Source organism: Colwellia sp. 12G3 (genome assembly GCF_002836775.1).
In the GTDB taxonomy this organism is placed as follows: domain Bacteria; phylum Pseudomonadota; class Gammaproteobacteria; order Enterobacterales; family Alteromonadaceae; genus Colwellia.
On sequence record NZ_PJAQ01000002.1, the window covers coordinates 27,402 to 53,523 of the forward strand.

Consider the following 26,122-nt stretch of genomic DNA (forward strand, 5'->3'; position numbering starts at 1 on the left):
TTTACCGCTTTGTTATGTGGGTAAAATTTTATAGGGGCTCAATATGGCTATTACTTTAGAAAAAATAAAGGACGCGAAGCTGGAAGCTAAAAACCTTGGCACGCCCATTAAAATTACTGTCGGCAATGGAATCAGGTTAAATATCACCAAATCTAGTGCTGTATTTCAGTTACGTTACAGAATAAAAGAAGCGGGTAAAAATAAAGAGCGTATTTTAACCTTAGATAAACTTACCGCTAGAACAGATATAACCTTGGCTAAAGCACTCAACAAAGCGATTGATGATGCCGAACAGGCTAAAGCTCTCGTCAAACAAGGTATAGACCCTACGAAAGAAAAACATATAACTAAAAGTCAAAGCACCGAAAAACAATCTTTAACATTAAATAGTTATTTTTCATTGTGGGTAAAAAGAATTTCTATCGCTACACAATGGAGCGACAAACATTATACGGATATGTCTGCAAAATTTAGAATTCATATATCACCTGTTATTGGTGAACTTCCTCTCGATAGAATCACCCGCCAGCATATAGGTAATATTTTAGATAAATTATCTGATAAGCCAGCTACCTATAAAAAAGTACGTATATTAATAAATATGATTCTTGAGGATGCAGTTACCTCGAATAAAATAGAAGTTAACCCAACACCAAGAAAATCTATTGGTGCGGTAACTAAGTACGTAGCAAAAAAATTACCTGCGGTAACTTCACTCCCTGTATTACAAAATATAATTGCCGGTATTAACACTATAAACATTACACCGACTATCCGTACCGCCTCATTGTTACAAGCACAAACCGTTTTACGCTCACAAACAGTAATTAAGGCAAAATGGGATGAATTCGATCTTACTAACCAAATATGGCGTATACCCCGTATTCAAGGCCGTATAAAGCTATCAGACGCAGCTAAATATGGCGATTACTTCAATATCCCCCTATCAGACGAAACGACCAATTTATTAATTCAGTGGCGTGAATCTTTACGCTGGCAACAAAGTGATTACTTATTTCCTAGTACTTCGAAGTCTGGCCATATAACCGTTGAAGCTTTAACTAAAGTTTATAAAGTCAGGCTAAAGCTGGATAACCATTGTGCACATGGTTGGCGTTCTAGTTTTTCAACTCTTGCACATGAAGCTATAGACGATAATGGCAAAGCTTTATTTAGGGATGATGTAATTGAACGCTGTCTTGATCATGTCGTAGGTACTGCTGTTACACAGGCTTATAACCGAGGTGAGTTGTTAGAGCTTAGAAAAACGTTAATGCAATGGTGGGGGAATCAGCTTTGCAACTCCAACGTTATAGACCTTACCCATAATAAAAAAAACAATGGTAACTAAATGCTAAAACTTGATAAAAAAAAATATGTGAAGCAAGTGGTATCAATACCTGATTTTATCCTACTTATAAGTGGCCATGCTCTTTATGAGGATTTATCTAACTCGGATCATATCGGTCATTTAAGCTCGTATATCAAAAATATGCTCACCGAACAGCAATTAAAAGAGTATATGGATATTTTTGAGCAAATAAAAAGCGAAGTTCAATCATTTGCAAACCGTGGTGTAAGTGACTTTCCTGATCAACTGGATACTATCACCATCAAGGATATTAACGTCGAAAAAATAAATCGTTATTGTGTAGGAGATCTACTTGTTTGGTGTAATGAACGTTGGAGTAGCTTTTGTGAGTTGGATTTACCTGTTTGGGTAAAAGAGCATATAACAAGTGAAAAAGAAATCCCCTCAAAAAGTAACGATTCCTATAACATCTCTGACCTCCCCCTTTTGTTGCAATTAGCTATTAATATTCACTTAAAAGTCGATTGGACATCTGAACAACAAAATAATGACATTAAAAGGGTATATGCCGAAGAGGCGACCAGACTTAACCTGAAAGGGGCACCAAAAGTTAATCCAGATAAATACGGAAAAACTCACCTTGAATACCCCCCACAAAACGACAAAACAGTAGGATTGAGTCAAAAACTCGAAAATTCTATATTAAAAATGGTTAAACCTAATACTTAAATCATTACTTTACCGCCCCTAGGCTTACTGAGCCTTTAAATAATAAGGGGGCGGTAAATTATGAACCGCCCCCCTCTATCCGCCCCTTAATATTCATAGTTAACCTGATTGTGCAAATAACAACTATTAGGAAAATTCATGAACAACTCAAACGTAATCGAACAACAAGATTTTTTGATTCAAGCACAAGAAGCCGAACAAGCAACTAATGTACATCGGATTACATTACTTCGTTGGGCTGCTAGAGGTATAGCACCAAATCCACAAAAAATTGGTGGCCGTTGGTTCTGGCGTAACTCTGAAATTCAGCAATTAATTGCTGGTGAATGGGAGGGTAAGTAAATGAACAAACAAACCACTAATCATTTAATGATGTTAAAGCTGTTAATTACCACTCTTGAAAAACAGGGAGTTACTTCAAATATTCATGATGATATTCACTACATTCAATTGCCTAAATACCGCGGGTATTGTCATATAAAGCTAATAGGTGTGACACCGTGCCCTATATTCATAAAAACAGCTTATGCAGAGGACTTTAGTAATAATCAAGCTATTCGCTATTTAGGACAGTTAGATCTAATCCATGATGACGTACTGTTTGTTTATGCTGGTAACGGTTGGAAGAAACAAACACACCGAGAAGTTCTTACAGCTATCAGAAAGCGGCTAGGTAATGAACATGTAATCAATTTAACTGAAGTTGAACACTGGTTGCATCATAGGCTTAGCGGGACAAAGATGGCTAACTTCAATAATACTAATAAATAGGCGGTATTATGGGTTTAACTAAAAAAGGTCGGTTACTCGGCCATTTTTCTTCACGTGCTTTGGGCACTTCACAACATGCTTTTAACACCGAGGTTTTGTCACCTGACAATTCAAGCCAGCAGGCATTAAGTAACGAGAGTTCAGGTAATGAATTATCACAAAAAGAGCGGATATTAATATTAGCTAATGGGAGTAAAGAACCACCTATTAATTCAAAGAGAAGCTGCAAGACTATAACGACAAAAGAATACTATGAATTTGGAGAGTATACATTTGCGATCAACTCGAAAAAGTCAGGATGCTACACACAAATCCTAAAGGCATTAATTGCTCAAACATTAGTTATGCAGTCTATTTATAAACGGGTTTTGTTTATGCGGTTTGACTTGCACCTAGGAGCATCTATGCCTGACAACAAATGCATTACGAAGATGTTAAAGCGACTGCGCAAAAGGTTAATATATCGTTACGGGCAAACTAGTTTTGGTTATGTATGGGTGCGAGAAGAATCTAACAACGAAAACCTGCATTATCACTTTGTTTTTATGATGGATGGTGATGTCATTCGCTACCCTATCAACGTGCATGAGCAAGTAAAAAAAATATGGACTGATATGGGCGGCACATTTCATTTTGCTAACCATCACTTTATTGATAGTGAAGAAAAGCTACATGAGGCGATCCTACATGGTTCGTACTTAGCTAAAACACGTAGTAAGGGTAACCGACCTGCTCAAACAAAAGACTATGGGGCAAGCCGCTTAAAAATAGATGTGCTGTAATAATGAGCTACTAATTATAAAAATTGGCAGAGAACCTTGGAGTAATACAATTCACTGTTGGCTTACTCCAAGTTAGCTAATTTTAGTTATTATTAATACTTTTGTTATTAATAGATACTAAGGCAGCTTTAAATTGTTTTAAGTGATAATGACTTAATGAAGGGGAGCTGTTTTTTAATTTAGTATCAATAAGATCGCTTAACTTCTTTAATGGTTCAACCTCATCTCCAAGGAAATCCATTATATTTGTTGATTGATACCTATTTCTAAAATAACTCATAAAACTAGACTTCATATTATTATCTGCACATATATAGCTTTCAAATAAAATATCTACAAATGGTTCTGTAATAAATGGAAATATTGAATTGTTGTATAAATTTTTAAATGAGTTATCCCCATCTGTACCCTCCAGCCCTTTTATTAAAATATGTTGGCATTCTTCAACGAGATTAATATTGGTTGCATGGGTTGTTTTAGCAGTTATTATCTCTGAGATTTTATTTAGAAAGGGTTCACTATCTCGGGAATTTATAAAGGGGTCATACTCATTTGTACACCCATAATTTTCAATAGAATAATTAACATATTCCGTCACCTCATTTTCAAACATTTCTAACTCATAATTAAATGCACCTGTTTTAATAAAGTAATGAAAATACGAAACTAATTTATATAATTCTCCCGAATTACCTACGATAAATTCTTTATTTATTATTTTATTAAGGGTATTTTCAAGTCCTTCCTGAAATACCTGGTCACGAACATTGATAGGGAAACTTAAGACAAAATTTTCCAGAATTACATCACTTTTATCCCACCGCGTTAAATCTTTTTTAAAAACACTATAATCAAGATGACCTAAACAAACCAGTTTATACACAACTAAAAAATCTATTTGGTTATGCTCTTTAGTAACAACCGTTTCATAAAATATTTTGGCATTAATTGTTTGCTCATCAAGCTCCTCTTTATCTTTTTTACTATACTTCATGTAAAGAGATGTTGTGTCTGTAGTAAACGCCTCAAGCGTGCTTGAGTCTAATCCCATGTCTTTATAACCAATAGCATAAGCAAAGCATGGAAAGATTAAATTAATTAAACACTCTTCCCCTTTTAACTCATGCTTATTTTCTTCAAGGATACGTACTAATCTGGAGTAACAATTAATTGCATAATTAATTGTTCTGAGGTTACTACAGGGAATATTTTTAAGAAGTCTAATCAATTCAATTTTAGATCCTTCTAAAATATCTACCGGTAAATTAAGTTCGTCACTAAAGGCTATTTCAACAATGGACTCTTCTTTTCTAATAAAGTTATTCGTAAATAAAACTGTTTTCTCTTTTTCTTTCTTATATTTAGGTTCGTCAAAAGTATCTTCGGCACAGAGTATTACAACGTTTAGTTTTTGCTGTTCAATAAAACTATTAATATATGCAAGTACATCACTTTTACTGAGTGTAGAACGCTCCAAGTCATCAAATATCAAACAATAATCTTTACTAATACCATTGATAAACCTTGATTTTATTGTCCCGCCTAGAGTCGTAGCAATAGCACCAACAGAGCCGCCATTAGTATCACTTAAAAGGTTCGTAATTCCACCTATAAACTTTCCAACACTAGAAACTTCATCATTAGAAACACCGTCAATAGAGCTTATCGAAGTAAAAACTTTATTTTCAATGTCACTGGTAGAGCTAACGCCATATAAAGAAATATATAAATATTTTTGTTTTTCCTCTTCTAATAACTCTTTAATGAATGTTGTTTTCCCACAGCCCCATGGGCCATTAATCATGGTTGCATACATGGGTTTGGTTATTGAGAGGTAACCTTTTATAACTGTTTTTAACTCATCAGTATTCATATATTCCTTCAGTAATACAGAGCATTATCGATAACTAATTTAAAATGAGAGCATACAATACTATTATTAAAAATAATAAGATAAAGATCCCCCCCCTACTAAGATTTAAAAACACCAGCTCTATTACGTAGGTAAGCCCCCCCTAAAATTTTGCTAATCTATGCTTTTTCGTTGAAAGGCGTATAATTATATTTCGATATTCATTGATATAATTTAGCCAAAAGAAAGGGTTAAGCTTAGTAGTGTATTTAACGAAACAGGGCTACCTTGTGACATTTATTAAGTAAGTCTCTGCATGGTATTAGTCATCATAGGTACATATAAATGTATATTTAGGAATATGAAATTATGGCTGCAGTTAAAAACAATAACGGTTCTTTTAAATCAGGCTATGACTCAAGAAGGTTTACTCAAGATTGTACAGTAATGAGTTACCATCAAAAATTAGGGGAGTTATTTCGCGAACAATCTTTTGAAGCTGTTAAGTTTATTGTATCTGTCATGAGAGATAACCATGCACCAGATAAACTAAGGTTGATAGCCGCAAAAGAAATTTTAGACCGTGGTTGTGGGAAGCCGGTTGACCGCTTAGTCATGGCAACACTAGATAAAGATCGAACACAAGAAGTGGATGTACGCGAATTAAGTACTGCTGAGTTATATGCACTCCTTGATGAATACAGCTGAGTATATGCTTACTTAATCAGTATTTACTCTTATGTGCAGCAACCTGCAGTGTACTGCAGTTAATTAAACATTTGTTTGCCGTAATGCCATACAATTTAACTCTTTGACAAGTAAATTTTTGGTCTATCATCGAGATGTGTTAAAGAATATTTCCGATGTTAAATCTGAAATTAGTATAAATATTATTTCGACTTCATGGTGTATGCTTTGCCTATAATATCTAATTTAGCTAGATATTGGTTTAGTAATGAAAACACAGTCGTAAAATTATCGTTAACTATTGAATAGATTAAAAATATATTTTTTATCGATTACCCTAGTTTAAAAACAATAATTGATGTCTAATAATCAAATTATCTGCCGTAAATAAAACTGTAAATGGATTTAACCTAATGATAGAACAGCGTAATTCAAACCCAGAATCATCAATATCACATCCTAAAGAGTCTAATTTACCCCCTAAGAGCTATCAAAAACCTCATAAAGAAAATAGTATAAAACGCCCTCCAGAGCCAAAAGAATTAGTTGGATCTAGTCCGGTGGGGGTTAATAAAGTTGGGGGGTATGGTAAAACTGGGGGATATAATACAGCTGGTGGGTATAATAAGGTTGGCTATATTCCTGTGGGTGATGAAAATAGTTCAGCGGAGCCAAAAGAGTCCGTAGGAACTATTCTGGGTGACCCAAATAATCCAACAGAACCTAAAGAATCAGTAGGTACTAGTTCGGGGGGGCCTAATCAGTGGGGGAAGATTAATCAGTGGTCTGGAGTACAAAAAATAGATTTAACTTCAACACCTCATACAATAAAGAAAAATATTAAACAGGAAAAATCAATCATTTACTTACCATCTGATTTTCCTGGTATGAGGGATAGCGGCTCTGTTACAAATGGTAGTAGATATTCAATTGCAGAATATGAATATAAGGCTTTTAGATTAAATGAAATAGCAGAAAAAATTTCTAATCTAATTCCCCAGCACTTTGTATTATACGATTACAAAGGGGGTATTTTATCAAATGATCAGGATGTACTAAATATCTTAGAGGGGATTTATGGCTCTGATGTAGAAGTAGACGGGGATGTTTTATACATTAACGACACCATAACAGCTATTACTCCTACTGGTTCAGAGTCAGATTTATTAACGAATGAGCTTAAAGATACTCCTGAATCCATTAAGGCTGAATCAATACCGTTTCCTAAAACTATTAATTACAAAACGTCAAATCCATCATTAAATGTTAATATCATATCAGAAACTCTTTCTTCAATAATTCAAAAAATCCCTGATAAAAGTGGGATGATGATAGGTATATTTGGGAAATGGGGTCGTGGAAAAACTTATTTTGTAAATAAAGTTTGGGAACATATCAGCAAAAACTCTAAGTTTAAACGGGTAAATTTTTCTGCATGGAAGTATCAAGATACAAAAGAATCATGGGCTTATTTATATGAATCTATGATGGCTCAATACCTTTCGGAAAAAACATATAAAGGTCCTGATTTTTGGAATAAATATATAAAACTATTTAGATTAAATATCCAAAAAAACACATGTTACCCGTTAATTTTATACTCAGTAATTTTGATAGCTTCTATCGTTTGGAACTTCGGTGCAGATAAATTAGCTTGGATAATAGCTATTATTGAAACATTCGGGCTTATTTTACTCATCAAATTATTTTTATTTTATGTGAACCAAAAGTCATCCGCTGTTGGGATTTTGAATAAGTATTTCTCTAAAAAAGAGTTTACTGATTATTTAGGGTTACAATCGGAGATCGAGAACGAAATTGAAATATTGCTAAAAACCTGGATCCCTACTGTAAGTGAAGATGAAAAAATCCTGTTGTTTGTTGATGATATTGATAGATGCCATATTGAAAAAATCACGGGGATTATTGATGGGCTTAGAGTTATCTTAGATAACCCTGAAATACATAATAGGCTATTAATAATTACAGCTATTGATGACAATTTACTAAGGGCTTCATTAGATTATAAATATCAGACATGGGAAACAAAAAATATTGATCAGATGTACACAGAGTATTTAGAGAAGATATTTGTCATCGGAATCAAATTAGATCAAATTGAATCAACTGAAATTTCTGAAGTTTTGGAAAATACTATCCCTCCTGCAGATAGTTCAAAAATTAGTAAAAAGATAATATTAGATGAAATAACACCTGTGGAGTCTATTTCACCAGAAGTAGAAGAGGGAAATAAAAAGATAAACCCACAAGCTGAACCACAAGACAGGAAGGCAAATAAAGGTGATAGCACATCATCAAAAAATGAAAATGATTTTGAATTAAGTATGGCAGAACGAGCGTATTTAATTAATTCTATTAAACATTTAAAACAAGCCACACCTAGAAAAATAAAAATATTTTATTATAAGTACTTAATTTTGAAGAAAGTGATTCACGCATTAATTTCGGACAAGGGATTACTTGATAGTTGGAACTCAAGCATTGATGAATTTGTCATTATGGACCTTTTGCTACATATTAGTAATGGTGGCGATATAGAACAATTCAATTTTGAACAAAAATACGCATCAATGGTTAAGACACTAAAATATTCAACTAAATTAGTATCTGGAATATGAGATGCACCTTCATTTTGACTCAACTTACACACTGAGTTAATAATCAAGGAGAATAGCTTTTACGGGTAAAAAAGAGGGTAAAACAAGGATGCAAAATTAAATTTTCAATTTTATATCCTTTAAATAAAGAGACTTAGCACACCAATACATCTCCCCCCCGCTCCACCAAATAAAGACCTTTTTAGTCTTTTAGTTATGCCTAGTAACTTTTAGATTTGGCCATAGACAAGTAATTGTTTATGTTAAAAAAACCGCTTGATTGCGGTTTTTTTATGTCTGAAATTCGTCATCTATTACAACAATTCAATTTTCTCAGACATAAAAAAACAGTTAATAACTTTCAGACTTTAATAAAAGCCTTCAATTATTAACTGCAAAAATAACCAGTGAACTTGAGCTGGTTACACACTAAAAACAAATACAACAGAGGGAGTTTACATTTTATTAACAAAGAACAACATTACAGAGCATTACGTTCGGATGAACATAGGAATTTAATTCTGATGAATACAATTATCCCATTCTATTTATTGTCTTTTTAATAATAAACTGCACCTATTCAGAATCCATGCTTATCTTATTATATTATATTATATTATTACGATTGATAAGCTAGTGTGTTCGTTAACATCAATAAAGTGCTGTCATAGATATCGGGTTTGAATTCTAATGAATGTAAAATCAGCTATTAACTCTGCTTAATAGTGCGTTTCATAATAAACTTAATGCTCGAGCACACAACATTGTAAACAACCAGTACACTATTTTGATTGGTCAGGTTATAATTACCGCTTATCATTTTTTGAAAAGGTTTCCTCGGCAATGGAAAAACGTTTTATTACCGCGCAAGAATTATTAGAAGATTCTTTTCGTGTAGCCGCTAAAGTATTTGAAGATGGCTTCCGCCCTCAGTTTATCGTGGGTATCTGGCGTGGTGGTGCACCTATTGGTATCGCTGTTCAAGAGTACTTCGACTTTAAAAAAGTAGAAACAGATCACATTGCTGTTCGTACGTCGTCTTACTACGGTATTAACCAGCAAAGTAAAGAAATTAAAGTTCACGGTTTACATTACATTATTGAAAATGCTAACTCAGGTGATGGCTTATTAATTGTTGATGATGTTTTTGACTCTGGACGTAGCATTCAAGCATTAATTAAGCAGTTAAAAGAAAACATGCGTAATAATATGCCTGAAGATGTACGTGTAGCTTGTCCTTGGTATAAGCCTCAAAACTCAAAAGTAGATTTTGCACCAGACTACTTTATTCATACTTCTGATGAGTGGTTAGTATTCCCGCATGAATTATCTGGTTTAACACCTGATGAAATCATCAATGGCAAAAAAGATTTAGCAAACATTCAAGACTTATTAGTCTAGCTACTTTGCTTTACCGCTGAAGAGTTATAAAAGGGCATGTTCTTTGGATATGCCTTTTTTTTGCCTGATAATAAAAAATTACTTTCATATTCTGGGTTTAGTGAGGTTATTAATAACGTTATTTTCCTTTCATTTATCTACAACCACGCTACGCTCTTTCTTAATGATTAATTAGTCGCAACTTCAATTCCCTGTGATTCTCCTATGAATGACTCTTACACCCTGAATCGATTTAAAAACCAGTTAAATTTAAATAAAACTTGATCTATATCAATATAGGTTTAAACTTTCAGAAATTACTGAAACATCAGAACACTCATATGATACTTACTACAAAAATAGAATCCTTCGTAATGCATTGCGGCGAAATGGGCAGTCGTTGGGGCTTTAATCGTACTGTTGGTCAAATGTATGGCTTGCTGATTATTCATGAAGATGCTTTAACTGCGATAGAAATTTCTGAAGCTCTTAATATCTCTCGCGGTAATGTCAGCATGGGCATTAAAGAACTACAGTCTTGGCGTTTAGTGCAGGTTCAGCATAAACCAAAAGACAGAAAAGAGTATTACTCGCCAGCGGGATCAATTTGGGAAATGGCTACGCGCGTATTTGAAGAGCGTCGTAAACGCGAAGTAGATCCAACCCTGTCACTGTTACGCGATAATTTATTAGATGAACCGGCTAATCAAAAGGAAGTGTATGCTCAAGAGAAAATGCACGAGATTCATGACTTACTAGAGACAGGCACTCACTGGGCAAGTGAACTACAAAGCATGAGTCCAGACAAACTTAAGACCCTAATGAAATTGGGTTCTGGGGTAAGTAAAGTTATCAATTTTAAAGATAAATTCATTAACAAAAACTAAGTTAACAATTCATTTTTTTTATAAATCACTGAACATTCTCAATTTACAGCCAAGCATTTAACCAATTGTAAGTAGTAGGCTAACGGAGTCCATTATGTTTGAAACACTCATGCTGTCACGCATGCAGTTTGCAGCCAATATCAGTTTTCATATTCTTTTTCCGACAATAACCATAGCGCTAAGTTGGTTTTTGTTTTATTTCAAATTACGTTTTGTTCAAACTGGCGAGCCGGTTTGGATGCGCGCCTATCGATTTTGGGTCAAGATATTCGCTATCACTTTTGCCATCGGCGTAGTTACTGGCATTACCATGTCATTTCAATTTGGCACTAACTGGCCTAAGTTCATGGAAACAGTTGGTAATATTGCTGGGCCGTTATTAGGTTATGAAGTACTTACGGCCTTTTTTCTTGAAGCGGGCTTTCTCGGTATTATGTTATTTGGTATGAACCGGGTTTCAGCAAGAGTACATACTTTAGCTACCCTTATCGTTGCTATTGGCACTACCTTATCTGCCTTTTGGATTCTAGCGCTTAACTCTTGGATGCAAACGCCACAAGGTCATGAAATGCGCGATGGTGTTGCTTTTCCTGTTGATTGGTTAGCGATTATTTTTAACCCATCATTCCCCTATCGTTTATCGCATATGGTTGTTGCATCGGGCTTAACCGCTGCCTTTTTAATCGCAGGCATCAGTGCTTATAGATTACTAAAGGGTGATGATAAAAAAGCGCCTAAATTGACCTTAAAAATAGCCTTAACGGTAGCAATGGTTTTAGCACCACTGCAAATTTTTATTGGTGATATGCATGGCCTAAATACCCTTGAACATCAACCACAAAAAATTGCCGCCATGGAAGGTGTTTGGCATACCGAAAAAGGCGCTCCGCTATTACTTTTTGCCATTCCTGATGAGCAGAACAAAACTAATCATTTTGAATTGGCTATTCCTAAGATGGCAAGTTTCATTTTAACTCATGATCTTGAAGGTGAAATTAAAGGCTTGAATGAATTTGAGGGGAATCACCCTCCGGTAGCACCATTGTTTTTCGCCTTTCGAATTATGGTCGGTGTGGGTATGTTAATGCTCATTATTTCTTGGCTGAGTCGAATACAACTTTGGCGTAATAAGCCTTTGCCAACATGGTTATTAAAAGTATTAGTTGCTATGTCTTTCTCTGGCTGGTTAGCAACGTTAGCTGGCTGGTATGTTACTGAAATTGGCAGGCAGCCTTGGCTAGTTACCGGTATTTTAACCGTTAAAGACGCTGCCACTGATATAGCACCGGGTAATGTGGCTTTATCACTGTCTCTTTATCTTATTTTGTATGTGGTGTTAATGACCGCTTACTTACATACGATATTTACTATGGCAAACCGTGCTGTTGAAATTGAAGAAATCACCGATGATGAAAAAGTTAAACCTGTGGTTCATTCAACGCCAATAAAGGAGAGTAATTATGTTTGAAGCTGATTCACTGGCGGTAATTTTTGTTTCCCTAATGGGCTTTTCATTATTGTTATACGCCATTTTAGATGGTTATGATTTAGGTGTGGGTATTTTACTCCCCCTAAAACAAAAAGATGATAGCGATACTATGATTGCCTCCATTGGCCCTTTTTGGGATGCCAATGAAACCTGGCTTGTCTTAGCGATTGGTTTACTATTAATTGCTTTTCCAGCAGCCCATAGTCATATTTTTAAAGAGCTCTATTTACCCACTGCCGTGTTATTAATTAGTTTGGTATTACGCGGCGTAGCTTTTGACTTTAGAGCAAAAGCCGCATTTAGCCACAAACCTACTTGGAATAAAGTATTTAAAGTGGGTTCGTTACTCGCAGCAATGAGCCAAGGTTATATGTTAGGCATGTATGTAATGGGCTTTGAAGAGACCTTAGCCGCTTATACCTTTAGTCTACTCAGTGCTTTTGGTGTAGCGGCTGCTTATGCGTACATTGGCGCGTGTTGGTTAATTATGAAAACCGAAGGAGCATTGCAAGTACAAGCGGTTAACTGGGCTAAAAAGACCGGTCTTATTTGTTTTGTTGGGGTTATAGCTGTTTCTGCGGTAAACCCCTTAATAAACCCTGATGTTTACGCTAAATGGTTTGCTTGGCCAACGACCTTATATATATTACCTTTACCGGTATTATGCTTTGCCTTATTTGTTTATAGCCAAATTCAGTTGAAACAGTTGCCAGCCATGGATGATAAGGGCTGTTGGCGACCATTTGTTGCTGCTGTCGTTATTTTTGCCTTGTGCTTTTTTGGTTTGGCTTTTAGTTTCTTTCCCTATATTGTGCCAGGAAAATTAACTATTTGGGAATCAGCTGCTGCGCCTGAGTCACTTAGCTTTATTCTATGGGGAGCAATAGTCGTTGTGCCTGTGATTATTAGTTACACCATTTTTTCCTATCGTGTATTTTGGGGCAAGGTACAAGAATTGAGATACCATTAACGGTTATATCTAAGTATATTTTTTAATTATCTTCTCAATTAGCTTTTTCATTAGATAATAAAAAAGCACATTTAGTGATACTAAATGTGCTTTTTTAATTACCACTCTACGGTGACCCGCGCGTTGGGCTATAGTTTATGCCTTATGCCTTATGCTTAAACTTAGACTTAAACTTAAACTTAAACTTAGTTTATCGCCAGTAATTCAACATCAAATATCAATAATGCACCAGGGCCTATTTTTCCTGCAGGCTTATTGCCGTAACCTAACTTTGACGGAATATAAAAACGCGTTTTTTCGCCCACAACCATCAACTGAACACCTTCGGTCCAACCTTTGATAACTTGATTCAAACCAAAGCTAATAGGCTCACCTCTGTCTACTGAACTATCAAAAACAGAGCCATCAAGTAAAGTGCCATGGTAATGTACTTTAACTTTAGAGGAAGCACTTGGGTGCTCAGTGCCATCACCTTGAGTGAGTACTTTATATTGCAAGCCTGAAGCCGTTTCAATAACCCCTTCCTCACTTTTATTAGTCGCTAAAAATTCAAGACCTAATTTAACATTCAACATGGCCGCTTCTTTGTTGCCACTTTGGCGCATGATAAAAAAGATAAAAACAGCTATTATTATGCCTAGTATTAAAATTTTACTCATTCAATCATTACCTTATACTGTTGTTTAACTAGAATACATGCTACTTAATTTCTCACTAATTTACTAGTTCAAAGACCTTCATTTCTATTATTAACTTCGTTGTAAATGGCTATTTTCCATCTATTAGTTCACGAAAATAAACGTTGCTGTATTTATAAATAAGTAACAAAAAAGCCAAACATAACAGATTTAGTATCTGTTATGTTTGGCTTTTAAAGTAACAGTAATTAAATAAATCTAACTAGGCAGGCCTAATTTACCTAAAGATTAACTTATTAAGTTAAAACTGATATTGCTCGGCTTTGGCTAGCAATTTTTTAGCCGTCAATTTACTATTGGCGCAAGCGTTAATATCTTTTTTATTAAATACCAAAATTTGGTCTTTGAATCCTCGGCTTTGCTGGCTGCCTGCACCTTTAATGATTAAGCTAACATATTCCTCACTTGGAACTTCTCGTAAACCATTCCCGTATAAACAGAGGGTTTCCACTAAAGCGCTACTCAGTGCAAAAAAATGTTCCTTTCTTGCTTTGCTTTGAGCAATTTGTTGCGTTTCTCTCACCTTATTTAACTCAGTAACTTTTTGCTCAAGCTTGGTTTTATTATTATTCAAAGCTACTCGTTCTACTTCAAGCTTTTTAAGCTCTGTAGTTAGCTCTTCTTTTACCTTTTTCTCTGCACGTTGTATCTGGTACTCAATATCTTTACGTTGTCGGTCAATATCACGCATTTCATAGGCAATATCACGTTGCTCACTACGCAACTCTCTAGCACCTTCTCGTTGTTGCTCAAATACTTCAATAACGTGTTCAAATTCATCTTCATGCTCTTCAAAATCTATAACAAAATCTTCATTATCTGAAATAACTATTCTTTCATTACCATGAACACGAGCAACAGGAGCTAACGGTGCTACTCGAGCCTGAGGCGATACTGGAGGTAATGGTGCGACCATTTGAAAAAATTGTCGATGCGAGGAGCCACCGTGAGCAGAGTTGATAGTAAAAATGGCTCCCTGCCCTTGCAAATAGACACTATCAATTGAACGAATCAATGACTGACGTGAGTTTTGCGATACTTTAGCCGATGACAACATAATGTCATTCATAATAGTTAATTGCTTGTGCAAATCATCATAGTTTTTATCCGCGCCATGAGCACTAAATGCGAGTAATAATGCAGAGCTTATTAGTGCTATTTTTGCTTTTACTTTTACTTGAGTAATATTACTGCTCGAATTTTGTTTTTTTATTAAGTTTGTTACTTTCATTATAAATTCCCTTGTGTGGATAGTACTAATATTTGTTTTATTTGCTTAAATTGGCCAAGGCTTACTTAGCAGTATTAAGTGGTAACCACCCAACCTAACCTTTATAGTTCAATAACTTAGTTGAGTTAGTGTCGCTGCTTTGCTCTAGCCCAATTTTTTGAAAACTAATCTCTCGTTCAAGTTGCTGGAATTTAATTTTCTGTGTTAATTGTTCATCTTGTCGTTGTGCATTAAAGAAACTAATAAAGTCACTCATATCTTCTTTACGCTCTTTTCTCGAAGCACCAATAACATAGCCTGCTAAGGCAAGGTTATTGCTCTGCTGCTGTGTACTCATATCTACGCGGTAATTGGCTAAAATAACTTGTTGCTCCGCGGCAAATTCACGTAATTTTAAATCCACCAAGGTTTCGATATCTTTATTGTCCTGGTTTGCTAATGAGCTAGTTAATTGGGCAGCTACCTTCTGCTGAACTTGTTGTTCAATTAAGGCTGCTACTTGCTGATCAAATAATTGTTTATCAAAGGGTTTACCCTGCATAAATGTCATTGTTATGGTGATAGCAAAGGCTGAGCACGCCATTGATAATGCGGGAACACCCAACCACACTCTCCAATTAATTGAATGACCTTGAGTTGTGCTTTTTTCAGTTTTAAAATGCTGTTCAAAAGCTTGCGCTCTATGCCAATCAGGCACCTCTTGTTCTATTTCAACGCTAACTTGATGAGCAAGGCTTTCGCTAAATAATGCTCTGTCGTGTTCACTCATTCGAGCATCAACTGATTTTTGTTCAGACATACTCCACCTCTACTTTACTAATTGAATCATCTGTTAATTGCATTTTTAATTTATCGAGTGCGCTATAAAGTTGCGATTTTGCCGTATTAGTAGATATGCCTAACTGCTGACTAATATCTTCAAAAGTACATTGTTGGAAAAACTTGAGCTCCACCACTAACTTTTGTTTTACCGGTAAACTCTGCATTGCTTCTAATAAGGCACTGCTTTGTTGCTGAATGTGTAAATCTTTCTCTAGACACACGGTGTCTGCATCTTCTTGCTCAGGCACATCATCAAGTGATTGCATCGGTCGTTTTCGTCGGTAAAATTCTAGACAACGATAATGAGCAATTTTAAATAACCAATTTTTAAAAGGACATTCTCCTCTAAATTTGTCTAAATTTTTAAATAACGCGATAAAAATTTCTTGCATCAAATCCATGGCATCTGTCGGGTTATTCACCATACGTAATGCGTAGTTATAGAGATTTTTCTCATAACGCTTTACCAGGGTTAACCAGGCAGATTTTTTCCCTTTTAGCGCTTGGGCTATGAGCGTTTCATCGCTTTTTTCAAACACAAAGGCTCCTATTTATAGTTATTATTAGCATTGTGATTATGTCATCATCGTTAACATAAACTTCATTCTTACTTAGGTTCTACTATAAAGTAGTGTTGGTTAGCAAAATAGTTTGGAAATTTTATTTTTATTTTTATATTATTTTCATTGGATATCTACAACATCACTTTACCTGCGCTTTATAACTAAACTATGTACATAAAAAAAGCCCTTTACCGAATAATACGGTAAAGGGCTTTTTCATAACTATGCGTTATACCTGATGCACATAGCTAACAGTGATAACTAACAAACAGAGTGTTCGGGAATTAAAACTTCATCACCACACGACCCGTTATGTCGCCATTAATCATGTCCTCAAAAATGTCATTAATATCTTCGAGTTTCTTTTCAATGGTAATCGCTTTTACTTTCCCCCGAGCGGCAAAGTCCAAACACTCGATTAAGTCTTTACGTGTACCAACAATAGAGCCAATAACACTAACGCCATTAAGCACAGTATCAAAAATAGGTAATGGCATATCTTCAGCAGGTAAACCAACTAAAACAAACTTACCGCCGCGACGAATGACCTTATAACTTTGCTCAAAACCGCTTTTACTCACCGCTGTACATATGCTGGCATGCACACCACCCGTTTCAGCAAGAACCCTCGCGACAACATCATCCTGCTTAAAGTCTAAACAAAGGCTTGCACCAAGTTTTTTGGCAAGCTGTAATTTTTCAGTGCCTGTATCAACGGCAATTACATTTAATCCCATGGCAACGGCATATTGCACTGCCAAATGCCCTAATCCACCAATACCAAAAATTGCGACCCATTGGCCTGGTTTTGCGGTAGAGACTTTAAGTGCTTTATAGGTAGTAACGCCTGCGCAAAACAAAGGTGCGGCATCAACATAGCTAATGCCATCAGGTATTTTAACCACATAATCGCCATCGGCTTTACAGTACTCGGCATAACTGCCATCTACTGAGTAGCCCGCGTTTTGTTGGGATAAGCATAAATTTTCATCTCCCGACAAGCAGTAATCACAATAACCACAAGCACTATACAGCCAAGGAATACCGACACGGTCACCTAGCTTTAAATGTTTAACCTGTTCACCTATTTCAACTATTTCACCAACCCCTTCATGACCCGGCACCAATGGCATTTTCGGTTTAACGGGCCAATCACCGTGGCACGCATGTAAATCGGTATGGCAAACGCCACAAGCATGGACCTTAACTAAAACTTCTTGATTAGTAATGGTCGGCTTATCAAGTTGCTGAATTTCTAGTTTGCCCTTAAATTTATGATTAACTGCTGCTTTCATAGTTGAACTCCTTTTTCATTAATGATTGGGTATAGCAAATAATTCATTGTAAAACCTCTGCTCAATGAAATAACGACATAGATCAATGATTGACTAATAAAAGACCAAGAAAATAACAATTTTTAGCATGTAAGGTGCTTAAATAGAAATAAGAAGAAGTTAAGGTGGGAAAAACACAAAAATATAATAAAAACTTAGTAAATGGTAAAAAGTATGTTTAAAATAGGGGGTTAGTACTATGTCTCCATAGTTTAACTGGATAAAACTGCGGCCTCCTAAGCCGCTGCTCTGGGTTCGAGTCCCGGTGGAGACGCCAACAACAACAACAACAACAACAACAACAACAACAACAACAACAACGCTCTAATAGCCAATATATTTTTTCTTTAAACGCCTAAAAAGAAAAAGCCCCAGTACCGAATATTAATTCAGTAGTGGAGCTTAAAATTTCCATGGCAATTAAATCAACAGCTATTTAGCTATTCCTCTGATTGCGTTATTTCTACATCCATGTCATCTGCGACTGAGTTACCACTCAGCATCGCGCTCACAGCCATGATAATTACTGCAAATATCACGCTTGTTAATTTGAACCCTCGCGAGGATGAATTATTCATTGTTTTACCTATGTCACGCCTGTTTGATTTATTATTAATTTGTACTATTTGTGAACAGGCACAGCGACACTAAACTATTAACTTTATTTTTACAAGTTTTTTATATAAGTTTTTCTTATAAGCTTTGTTAACAATATTTTTAATTCCTTTAAAACTAAATTAACTCATTAAATCAAATGTTAATCCTTGCTGAGCCTCTTGCTGATCGCTGGATGATACTGTCACTCGAATAGAAGAATTTAATACTCCAATCCCTGAGCTCAAAACACCTAAGTTAGTGTCACCATGTAACAATTGACTATATTTAATAGCCATAGCCAATGCGGTACTGTCAGCAGTCAACTTATCATGACTCTGCTGGCTGAACGCTGGAATATTGGGTTCTGTGCTAACAGGACTTTGTGATACAAGGGTAAAAAATAAACTAGCCTCTGCTAACTTGTGTTTATGAAGCTTTATCGTTAAACGCAGCGCATCGGCTTGCAATAAGTGATGAGCACTTTCAATCAAGGTGTTAAGTAACTTTTGTATGTACAATTCATCGCTGTTTATATAGTGAGGTACACTTTCGTCAATAAGAAAGACAATGGATTTACCTTCATAGACATTACTTGCTTTAAGTATCGATTCACTACGCTGTAAAAAACCATAAAAATCAAAGCAATCTTCTTTAGCGGTAATTTTACCTGATTCGATATCAGATAAATCCATCATAGTATCTAACAGCAAAGCAACATTGTTTCCCGCATGGCTTATGCCGGTGACTTCTTTATTGTTAATGCCTTTTTTCTTTAATTGCTCAACAAACGCTTTGACTGCTAATAAAGGCACACGTAACTCTTTATTTAGCGTTTGTAAAAAATTACTTTTAGCGAGACTTTTTTGCTCTGAACTTTCTTTAGCTAAAATAAGGGCTCTAGTTTTAATATTCACTTGCTGGCTAAGTTCACTTGAGTAGGCTGCCATCATCAGGACCAACATTTGAAAGAGTACAGCACCAAATGTCCCACCAATAAGTACTGCCCATGCTTGCCAACTTTTAGCCTGACTAAACCAAGGTTGATTCTCTACTATATTAATCTGCCAAAGTCGAGAAAACACCTCTATGGTTAGGGTATCAGCATGTCTATTTTTGGTAGGTAGCGTCTGTCCAAACAGAATGTAGGGCTCGCCACTTGAAACATCCTGAATAAAAAAACTAACCTCTTGCTCTTTTTGCTGTGCAAGGCGCAGAAAGAAACGGTCAAGTTGCACTACTGCAACAACAAACCCTAATAACTTACCTTTTTTAATTAACGATAACTTCTGTTGCCCTGACCCATTAGATGATGCTCGTTCCGTATGCGGTGAAAAAATAGCCTTACCAAAGAGCATGCCTGGCATGGCTAACTCGTCTTGTACTAAAGTAATTGGGGCACTGGCAATCACCTCTTCGCTATCAACAATGTCTTGCATAGACAAAATATGCTTAGGGTTGCTATAAACATCTAAACCTAAAGCAGCCTGATTACCGTATTGTGGATAGATATAATGCAACGGAGCATATTGATTACGAGGCTGAGCTAGCCCCATATGCCCATCAGATAAAATCTCTTTAATTTGAAAGTTTTTCTGCAGGCCCTCTGAACTTTTTTTCTCAAATATTTCTCTCTGGTCAAAAGGAACAATCGGTGCCCACTCTAATGCTCTTAAGCTTGAATCATGATTAAAGATACTTTGACTAAATAAGTTAAACTCAACTAATGACACATATTCACTGGCTTTAAACAACGCTGAAAGGCTATTTACGTTATTAACTACAGAGTCCACTTCAGCAAGAATTAATCGCTCTATTTCTACTTTCGACTGGTTGAATAAGACTTGTCTATACTGTTGCTGCTCGTATTGGGACGTTTTCAGTAATAAAAAAATAGCCAAGCCACCTAATAGGGAAGTAAAGCCAACAAAAAGTCGCTTAGCTAATTTAAGTTGTTCGGCATTTTTAACTAACAAGAATAGCGGAATAAAAAATACCGCCACCAACATACTGGTCGACCAAGTATGAATAAAAGTATAGAAAAATGTACCTTGTATTACCTGATTATCCAGCATGGAAATAATTAACACTGAGCTGGCAGACACTAAACTTGCAACCGGGCCAATTCTCAATAAAAAGAAGAAAAGGTGCTTTCTTGAGGTTAACCATTTTTTATATTCGATAAATCGAAAAACTAGCTGCTTAGTCCAATACCCTTGTAAAATTATCGCCAACACGGCAATAGTCATCACCGCCAAATTCGCATCTAGGTGAAAGTAATGCCTGAGACTAACTGCGAGTATGGGGCTAATCAGCAAGACCGCAATAAGTGGTGTAACGCCCCAGATAAGCAGTAAACCACTCATCAGTGCCGCCGAAGGCCCGACAAAATTAACCAGTGATTGTGGGTTTATCAGCCATATTGAGCTGTAACACATGGCAATATATAAAATGGCAGAAATAAAAAATCGTACTACATGCAGTTTTTTCATAGGTATTATTTAAGATCGGCAGAGTGATACTGTTAATTTATTGTAAAAACCTACGTAAGGTTTTAATCGATACTAGCATTATATTATCTGAATAATTAACCACCATACAAAATAATATAAGAAATTGTACAATTTAGTTTGCGCTACGTGCTTTGGTAAGCGAAAATACGCGCAATTTTTATTCTTTCAAGACTATCAGATCTGGAGCTATTATGTCATCGCGTCAAGAGCTAGCAAATGCTATCCGTGTATTAAGTATGGATGCCGTACAAAAAGCAAAATCAGGACACCCTGGTGCCCCTATGGGCATGGCAGATATTGCCGAAGTATTATGGCGTGACTTTTTAAAACATAATCCAACCGACCCTAACTGGGCTGACCGCGATCGCTTTGTTTTATCAAACGGCCATGGCTCAATGCTTATTTATTCTTTATTGCATTTATCCGGTTACGATTTATCTATCGAAGATTTGAAAGAATTTCGACAATTGCATTCAAAAACACCAGGTCACCCTGAATACGGTTACACGCCGGGTGTTGAAACAACGACTGGCCCACTAGGCGCTGGTATTGCTAATGCTGTTGGTATGGCAATTGCTGAAAAAACATTAGCAGCACAGTTTAACCGTGAAGATCACGCAATTGTTGACCATTTCACTTATTGCTTCTTAGGCGATGGCTGTTTAATGGAAGGTCTCTCTCATGAGTCTTGTTCACTTGCGGGTACTTTAGAGTTAGGTAAACTTATTGCCTTTTGGGATGACAATGGCATTTCAATCGATGGTCACGTTGAAGGTTGGTTTACTGATAACACGCCAGCGCGTTTCGAGTCTTATGGTTGGCATGTTATTTGTGTTGATGGTCACGACTCTCAAGCAATTACCCACGCAATTGAAGCGGCTAAGTTAGTGACTGATAAGCCTAGCATGATTTGTTGTAAAACTATCATTGGTTTTGGCTCACCAAATAAGTCAGGTACTCATAACTGTCACGGCGCACCGTTAGGTGATGACGAAATTGCAGCAACACGTGAATTCTTAAACTGGCCACATGCACCTTTTGAAATTCCAAGTGACGTTTATGCACAATGGGATAGAAAAGAAAAAGGCCAAGCGAGCCAAGTTAGCTGGAATGAAAAATTTGCCGCATACCAAGTCGCACATCCAGCACTTGCCAGCGAATATGAACGTCGTGTAATCAAAGGTGAGTTACCTAGCGATTTTGAAGAAAAAGCTAACGCCTTTATTCAACAGTGTCACGAAAGCAGTGAAAATATTGCCTCACGTAAAGCATCACAAAATACTATTGAAGCTTTTGGTGCTGTATTACCAGAAATGTTAGGTGGCTCTGCCGATTTAGCCGGTTCAAACTTAACGTTATGGTCTGGCTCTAAAGGTATTGAAACTGATCCTGCAGGAAACTATATATTCTACGGCGTGCGTGAATTTGGCATGAGCAGTATTATGAACGGTATTTCTTTGCACGGCGGTTTTGTAAACTACGGCGCTACTTTCATGATGTTTATGGAATATGCACGTAATGCAATTCGTATGTCTGCCTTAATGGGTATTCAAAATATCTTTGTTTACACCCATGACTCTATTGGTCAAGGTGAAGATGGTCCAACGCATCAACCTATTGAGCAGTTAACCAACTTAAGAACAACACCAAACTTAACAACATGGCGTCCATGTGATGCAACTGAGTCTGCTGTTGCATGGAAAGCTGCAGTGCAAAGTCAAAAAGCACCTACTGCTTTAGTCTTTTCTCGCCAAGGTTTACCGGCTATGGCTCGTACTCAAACGCAAGTAAGCGACATTGAAAAAGGTGCTTATACCTTAGTTGATTGTGCTGGTACACCTGATGTTATTTTAATGGCTACAGGCTCTGAAGTGGCATTAGCTGTTGATGCAGCAAAAGCATTAACAGAGCAAGGTAAACTGGTACGTGTAGTTTCTATGCCTTCAACGAATGTTTTCGATAAGCAAAGCAGTGACTATAAAGAAGCGGTATTACCGCTAAGCGTAACTAAGCGTGTCGCGATTGAAGCAGCACATGTTGATTTCTGGGCTAAGTATGTTGGTCTAGGTGGTGCGGTTGTTGGTATGACAACATTTGGTGAGTCGGCTCCGGGTAATGTTTTACTTGAGCACTTTGGCTTCACTGTAGACAATGTTGTAAACACAGTAAACAAGCTATAAGTAAATGAATTAAGCGGACTACAACGTCTAATAAATAGTCGTTATAGTCCGCATTGTTTTTATAAGTTAGCACTAACTTATCGATTAAAACCATCCGTAAATGCAGTAGAATTATGACAATTAGAATTGCCATTAATGGCTTTGGCCGTATCGGTCGCAGCGTTGTTAGAGCGCTATATGAAAGTGGCAAGACAGATTTATTCACCTTAGTTTCAATCAATGAGTTAGCGCCAGCTTCAGGCATCGCTCATCTATTAAAATATGATAGTACTCATGGCCGATTTCCTTTCAGTGTTAGCCAAAAAGAAGATCAATTAGTTATCAATGGTGACGAAATAGCGTTAACGCATATTGGCAACTTAAATAGCCTACCTTGGCAACAACAAAATATTGATATTGTACTTGATTGTACCGGTAAATATGGCAATCGAGCTGATGGTTTAAGCCATATTAATCGAGGTGCTAAGAAAGTATTATTCTCGCATCCTGGTAGCCAAGACATTGATGCAACCATCATCTATGGCATTAATCATCACATATTAACGCCAGAAGATCGTATTGTCTCAAATGGCTCTTGTACAACGAACTGCATAGTACCTGTGATCAAAGTAATCGATGAAGCATTCGACGTAGAAAGTGGTAGTATCACCACCATTCATTCATCAATGCATGACCAACAAGTCATTGATGCTTATCATAAAGATCTACGTCTATCTCGTGCAGCTAGCCAATCAATCATTCCAGTAGATACTAAACTTGCTGCGGGTATTGAACGAATATTACCTAAGTTTAAAGGTCGCTTTGAAGCGATAGCAGTCCGTGTACCGACAATTAATGTTACCGCAATGGATTTAAGCCTGACGGTAAATAATGATGTCTGCATTTGCGACATCAATCAAGCGATACAAGCCGCGACCAGTAACCATGACTTGTATGGCGTATTAGGCTATACCGAAGAGCCTTTAGTTTCGGTCGATTTTAATCATGACCCTCACTCTTGTATCGTCGACGGTAACCAAACCCGTGTCAGCCATAAGCGCTTAATTAAAATGCTTATTTGGTGTGACAATGAATGGGGCTTTGCCAACCGCATGTTAGATACTGCCATGGCAATGCATCAAGCTGAACGTTAAAACAATTAGTAATGTACTTTTAAAGACGAATATTTATTAAGTAATCTTCTTAATAGATATTTAAAAATATTGCACATAATTCACCAACAGTGAAAATAGGAGACAACAATGTCTATTATCAAAATGGCTGATTTAACATTAGCTAACCAACGCGTGTTAATTCGTGAAGATTTAAATGTACCTGTAGCCGATGGTAAAATCACCTCAGATGCCCGTTTACGCGCTGCATTACCGACCTTAAAACTTGCGTTAGAAGCTGGCGCAAAAGTAATGGTTATGTCTCACTTAGGCCGCCCAACAGAAGGCAAGCCGGAAGAGGAATTTTCACTTAAGCCTGTTACCGATTATCTCAGTGCCGCATTAAACTACCCTGTGCGCTTGGTAACTGATTACCTAAACGGTGTTGACGTTGCTGCTGGTGAATTAGTGGTATTTGAAAATATTCGTTTTAATGTTGGTGAAAAGAAAAACGATGATGCTTTAGCTAAAAAATTAGCCGCGCTGTGTGATGTATTTGTTATGGATGCTTTTGGCACCGCTCATCGTGCCCATGCAAGTACCCATGGCGTAGCAAAATTTGCTGCTACAGCCTGTGCTGGTCCATTATTAACAGGTGAACTTGATGCATTAGCTAAAGCAATTGAAAACCCTGCTCGTCCATTAGTTGCTATTGTTGGTGGTTCTAAAGTATCGACTAAATTAACGGTATTAGATTCTCTTGCTAAAATTGCCGACACCATTGTTGTTGGTGGTGGTATTTCAAATACTTTTGTTGCTGCTGCAGGTAATGAGGTAGGAAAATCATTATATGAAGCGGACTTAATTCCAGAAGCACAACGTTTATGTGCACAAACTGACATTATTTTTGCTGATGACGTTACCGTTACTCGTGATGGTTTTAGTGATTGGAAGCATGACTCAGTGACTGAAATTAAAGCAGCTGCTGATGTTGATCCTCAAGATGACATCATAGATTACGGCCCTGAAACTTCAGCGAAAGTAGCAGAAATAATTAAAACTGCCGGTACTATTTTGTGGAATGGCCCTGTCGGCGTTTTTGAAATGGATGCCTTTGCTAAAGGTACAGAAATTATCTCACACGCTATTGCCGATAGTTCAGCTTTCTCAATTGCTGGTGGCGGCGATACGCTAGCTGCGGTTGATAAATATAATATCGCCGATAAAATATCTTATATTTCTACCGGCGGCGGTGCTTTCTTAGAGTTCTTAGAAGGTAAGAAATTACCTGCTGTAGAAATATTAGAGCTACGCGCTAAGTTATAATATAACTCATACTAAATTCGCTCACTAGCCGATAACCGCTGTGAGCGGTAAAAAAAACGAGTGCCTTACTAAAGTCACTCGTTTTTTAATGCTTAAAATATCAAAAACCAAAGAAACTGAACGTTAAAGAAAGAATAACGAAACCACAAAGCCAACAACAACCATCACAACGAAACAAAGTCGAAATAAAAACGAAACATCTTGCAATGTTATTGTAGTAAACTTACAATCACAATCTCAAATAATGTACTGAAACAACCTGTAAAACATAATTATCTTGTAATATTCGTACA

General features: G+C 36.5%; 21 protein-coding genes and 1 tRNA gene. 15 read left to right on the top strand and 7 right to left on the bottom strand.

Translation table 11 applies throughout. The annotated features are described in order from the left end of the window. The first annotated feature begins 43 nt into the window (after window positions 1-43). The 5 genes from CXF71_RS00545 to CXF71_RS00565 all read left to right on the top strand — a co-directional run bounded on the left by CXF71_RS00545 (window position 44) and on the right by CXF71_RS00565 (window position 3,594). Window positions 44-1,351: a tyrosine-type recombinase/integrase gene (locus CXF71_RS00545; protein WP_101231047.1), complete on the top strand. Its 1,308-nt coding sequence runs from the start codon at window positions 44-46 to the stop codon at window positions 1,349-1,351. After that, a complete protein-coding gene (locus CXF71_RS00550) occupies window positions 1,352-2,041 on the top strand; it encodes a hypothetical protein (RefSeq protein WP_101231048.1) in 690 nt (229 codons plus the stop codon). 138 nt (window positions 2,042-2,179) lie between these two features. Further along, window positions 2,180-2,383 (top strand): helix-turn-helix transcriptional regulator, encoded by a 204-nt coding sequence (locus CXF71_RS00555; RefSeq protein WP_101231049.1) that lies wholly within the window; start codon window positions 2,180-2,182, stop codon window positions 2,381-2,383. After that, a complete protein-coding gene (locus CXF71_RS00560; RefSeq protein WP_101231050.1) occupies window positions 2,384-2,812 on the top strand; it encodes a hypothetical protein in 429 nt (142 codons plus the stop codon). It begins immediately after the preceding gene. Between the two features lie 8 nt (window positions 2,813-2,820). After that, a complete protein-coding gene (locus CXF71_RS00565) occupies window positions 2,821-3,594 on the top strand; it encodes a YagK/YfjJ domain-containing protein (protein WP_101231051.1) in 774 nt (257 codons plus the stop codon). 82 nt (window positions 3,595-3,676) lie between these two features. Here the strand turns inward: CXF71_RS00565 and CXF71_RS00570 are convergent, their stop codons facing one another. Beyond that, entirely contained in the window at window positions 3,677-5,467 is a 1,791-nt protein-coding gene (locus CXF71_RS00570) for a P-loop NTPase fold protein (protein ID WP_101231052.1), read from the bottom strand. 348 nt (window positions 5,468-5,815) lie between these two features. Here CXF71_RS00570 and CXF71_RS00575 point away from each other — a divergent pair, with 348 nt between their 5' ends. The 6 genes from CXF71_RS00575 to cydB all read left to right on the top strand — a co-directional run bounded on the left by CXF71_RS00575 (window position 5,816) and on the right by cydB (window position 13,477). Further along, window positions 5,816-6,154 carry a hypothetical protein gene (locus CXF71_RS00575; protein WP_101231053.1) on the top strand — a complete coding sequence of 113 codons (339 nt, stop codon included), beginning with the start codon at window positions 5,816-5,818 and terminating at the stop codon, window positions 6,152-6,154. Between the two features lie 392 nt (window positions 6,155-6,546). After that, complete coding sequence (locus tag CXF71_RS00580) at window positions 6,547-8,772, top strand: KAP family P-loop NTPase fold protein (RefSeq protein WP_101231054.1); 2,226 nt, start codon at window positions 6,547-6,549, stop codon at window positions 8,770-8,772. Between the two features lie 822 nt (window positions 8,773-9,594). Further along, window positions 9,595-10,152 (top strand): phosphoribosyltransferase, encoded by a 558-nt coding sequence (locus tag CXF71_RS00585; protein WP_101231055.1) that lies wholly within the window; start codon window positions 9,595-9,597, stop codon window positions 10,150-10,152. A gap of 320 nt (window positions 10,153-10,472) precedes the next feature. Next, entirely contained in the window at window positions 10,473-11,018 is a 546-nt protein-coding gene (locus tag CXF71_RS00590) for a GbsR/MarR family transcriptional regulator (protein ID WP_101231056.1), read from the top strand. 94 nt (window positions 11,019-11,112) lie between these two features. Then, window positions 11,113-12,486, top strand: coding sequence for a cytochrome ubiquinol oxidase subunit I (locus tag CXF71_RS00595; RefSeq protein ID WP_101231057.1), 1,374 nt, complete (start codon window positions 11,113-11,115; stop codon window positions 12,484-12,486). Next, window positions 12,479-13,477, top strand: coding sequence for a cytochrome d ubiquinol oxidase subunit II (gene cydB / locus CXF71_RS00600; protein ID WP_101231058.1), 999 nt, complete (start codon window positions 12,479-12,481; stop codon window positions 13,475-13,477). The genes CXF71_RS00595 and cydB overlap by 8 nt, the downstream gene beginning before the upstream one ends. Window positions 13,478-13,662: 185 nt before the next feature. Here cydB and CXF71_RS00605 read toward each other — a convergent pair whose 3' ends face one another. The 5 genes from CXF71_RS00605 to adhP all read right to left on the bottom strand — a co-directional run bounded on the left by CXF71_RS00605 (window position 13,663) and on the right by adhP (window position 18,086). After that, window positions 13,663-14,082, bottom strand: coding sequence for an FKBP-type peptidyl-prolyl cis-trans isomerase (locus CXF71_RS00605; protein WP_442871908.1), 420 nt, complete (start codon window positions 14,080-14,082; stop codon window positions 13,663-13,665). A gap of 334 nt (window positions 14,083-14,416) precedes the next feature. After that, window positions 14,417-15,406, bottom strand: a complete 990-nt coding sequence (locus CXF71_RS00610) for a hypothetical protein (RefSeq protein ID WP_101231060.1) — start codon at window positions 15,404-15,406, stop codon at window positions 14,417-14,419. Between the two features lie 94 nt (window positions 15,407-15,500). Next, the gene (locus CXF71_RS00615) at window positions 15,501-16,205 is read right to left on the bottom strand and encodes a hypothetical protein (protein WP_101231061.1); all 705 of its coding nucleotides are present in this window, start codon (window positions 16,203-16,205) and stop codon (window positions 15,501-15,503) included. Continuing rightward, on the bottom strand, window positions 16,198-16,767 hold the full coding sequence (locus tag CXF71_RS00620) for an RNA polymerase sigma factor (protein WP_101231062.1): 570 nt from the start codon (window positions 16,765-16,767) through the stop codon (window positions 16,198-16,200). The genes CXF71_RS00615 and CXF71_RS00620 overlap by 8 nt, the downstream gene beginning before the upstream one ends. A 308-nt stretch (window positions 16,768-17,075) precedes the next feature. Then, entirely contained in the window at window positions 17,076-18,086 is a 1,011-nt protein-coding gene (gene adhP / locus CXF71_RS00625) for an alcohol dehydrogenase AdhP (RefSeq protein WP_101231063.1), read from the bottom strand. Window positions 18,087-18,326: 240 nt separating this feature from the next. Here adhP and CXF71_RS00630 point away from each other — a divergent pair. Continuing rightward, window positions 18,327-18,402 (top strand) — tRNA-Arg (locus CXF71_RS00630). Window positions 18,403-18,862: 460 nt separating this feature from the next. Here CXF71_RS00630 and CXF71_RS00635 read toward each other — a convergent pair. After that, window positions 18,863-21,211: a CHASE domain-containing protein gene (locus CXF71_RS00635; protein ID WP_101231064.1), complete on the bottom strand. Its 2,349-nt coding sequence runs from the start codon at window positions 21,209-21,211 to the stop codon at window positions 18,863-18,865. Window positions 21,212-21,423: 212 nt separating this feature from the next. On the opposite strand from CXF71_RS00635, the gene tkt reads away from it, so the two are divergent. The 3 genes from tkt (at window position 21,424) to CXF71_RS00650 (ending at window position 25,829) form a co-directional block, all read left to right on the top strand. After that, window positions 21,424-23,412 (top strand): transketolase, encoded by a 1,989-nt coding sequence (gene tkt / locus CXF71_RS00640; RefSeq protein ID WP_101231065.1) that lies wholly within the window; start codon window positions 21,424-21,426, stop codon window positions 23,410-23,412. Window positions 23,413-23,525: 113 nt separating this feature from the next. Beyond that, the gene (gene epd / locus CXF71_RS00645) at window positions 23,526-24,545 is read left to right on the top strand and encodes an erythrose-4-phosphate dehydrogenase (RefSeq protein WP_101231066.1); all 1,020 of its coding nucleotides are present in this window, start codon (window positions 23,526-23,528) and stop codon (window positions 24,543-24,545) included. 108 nt (window positions 24,546-24,653) lie between these two features. Continuing rightward, on the top strand, window positions 24,654-25,829 hold the full coding sequence (locus CXF71_RS00650; RefSeq protein WP_101231067.1) for a phosphoglycerate kinase: 1,176 nt from the start codon (window positions 24,654-24,656) through the stop codon (window positions 25,827-25,829). Window positions 25,830-26,122 lie beyond the last annotated feature (293 nt).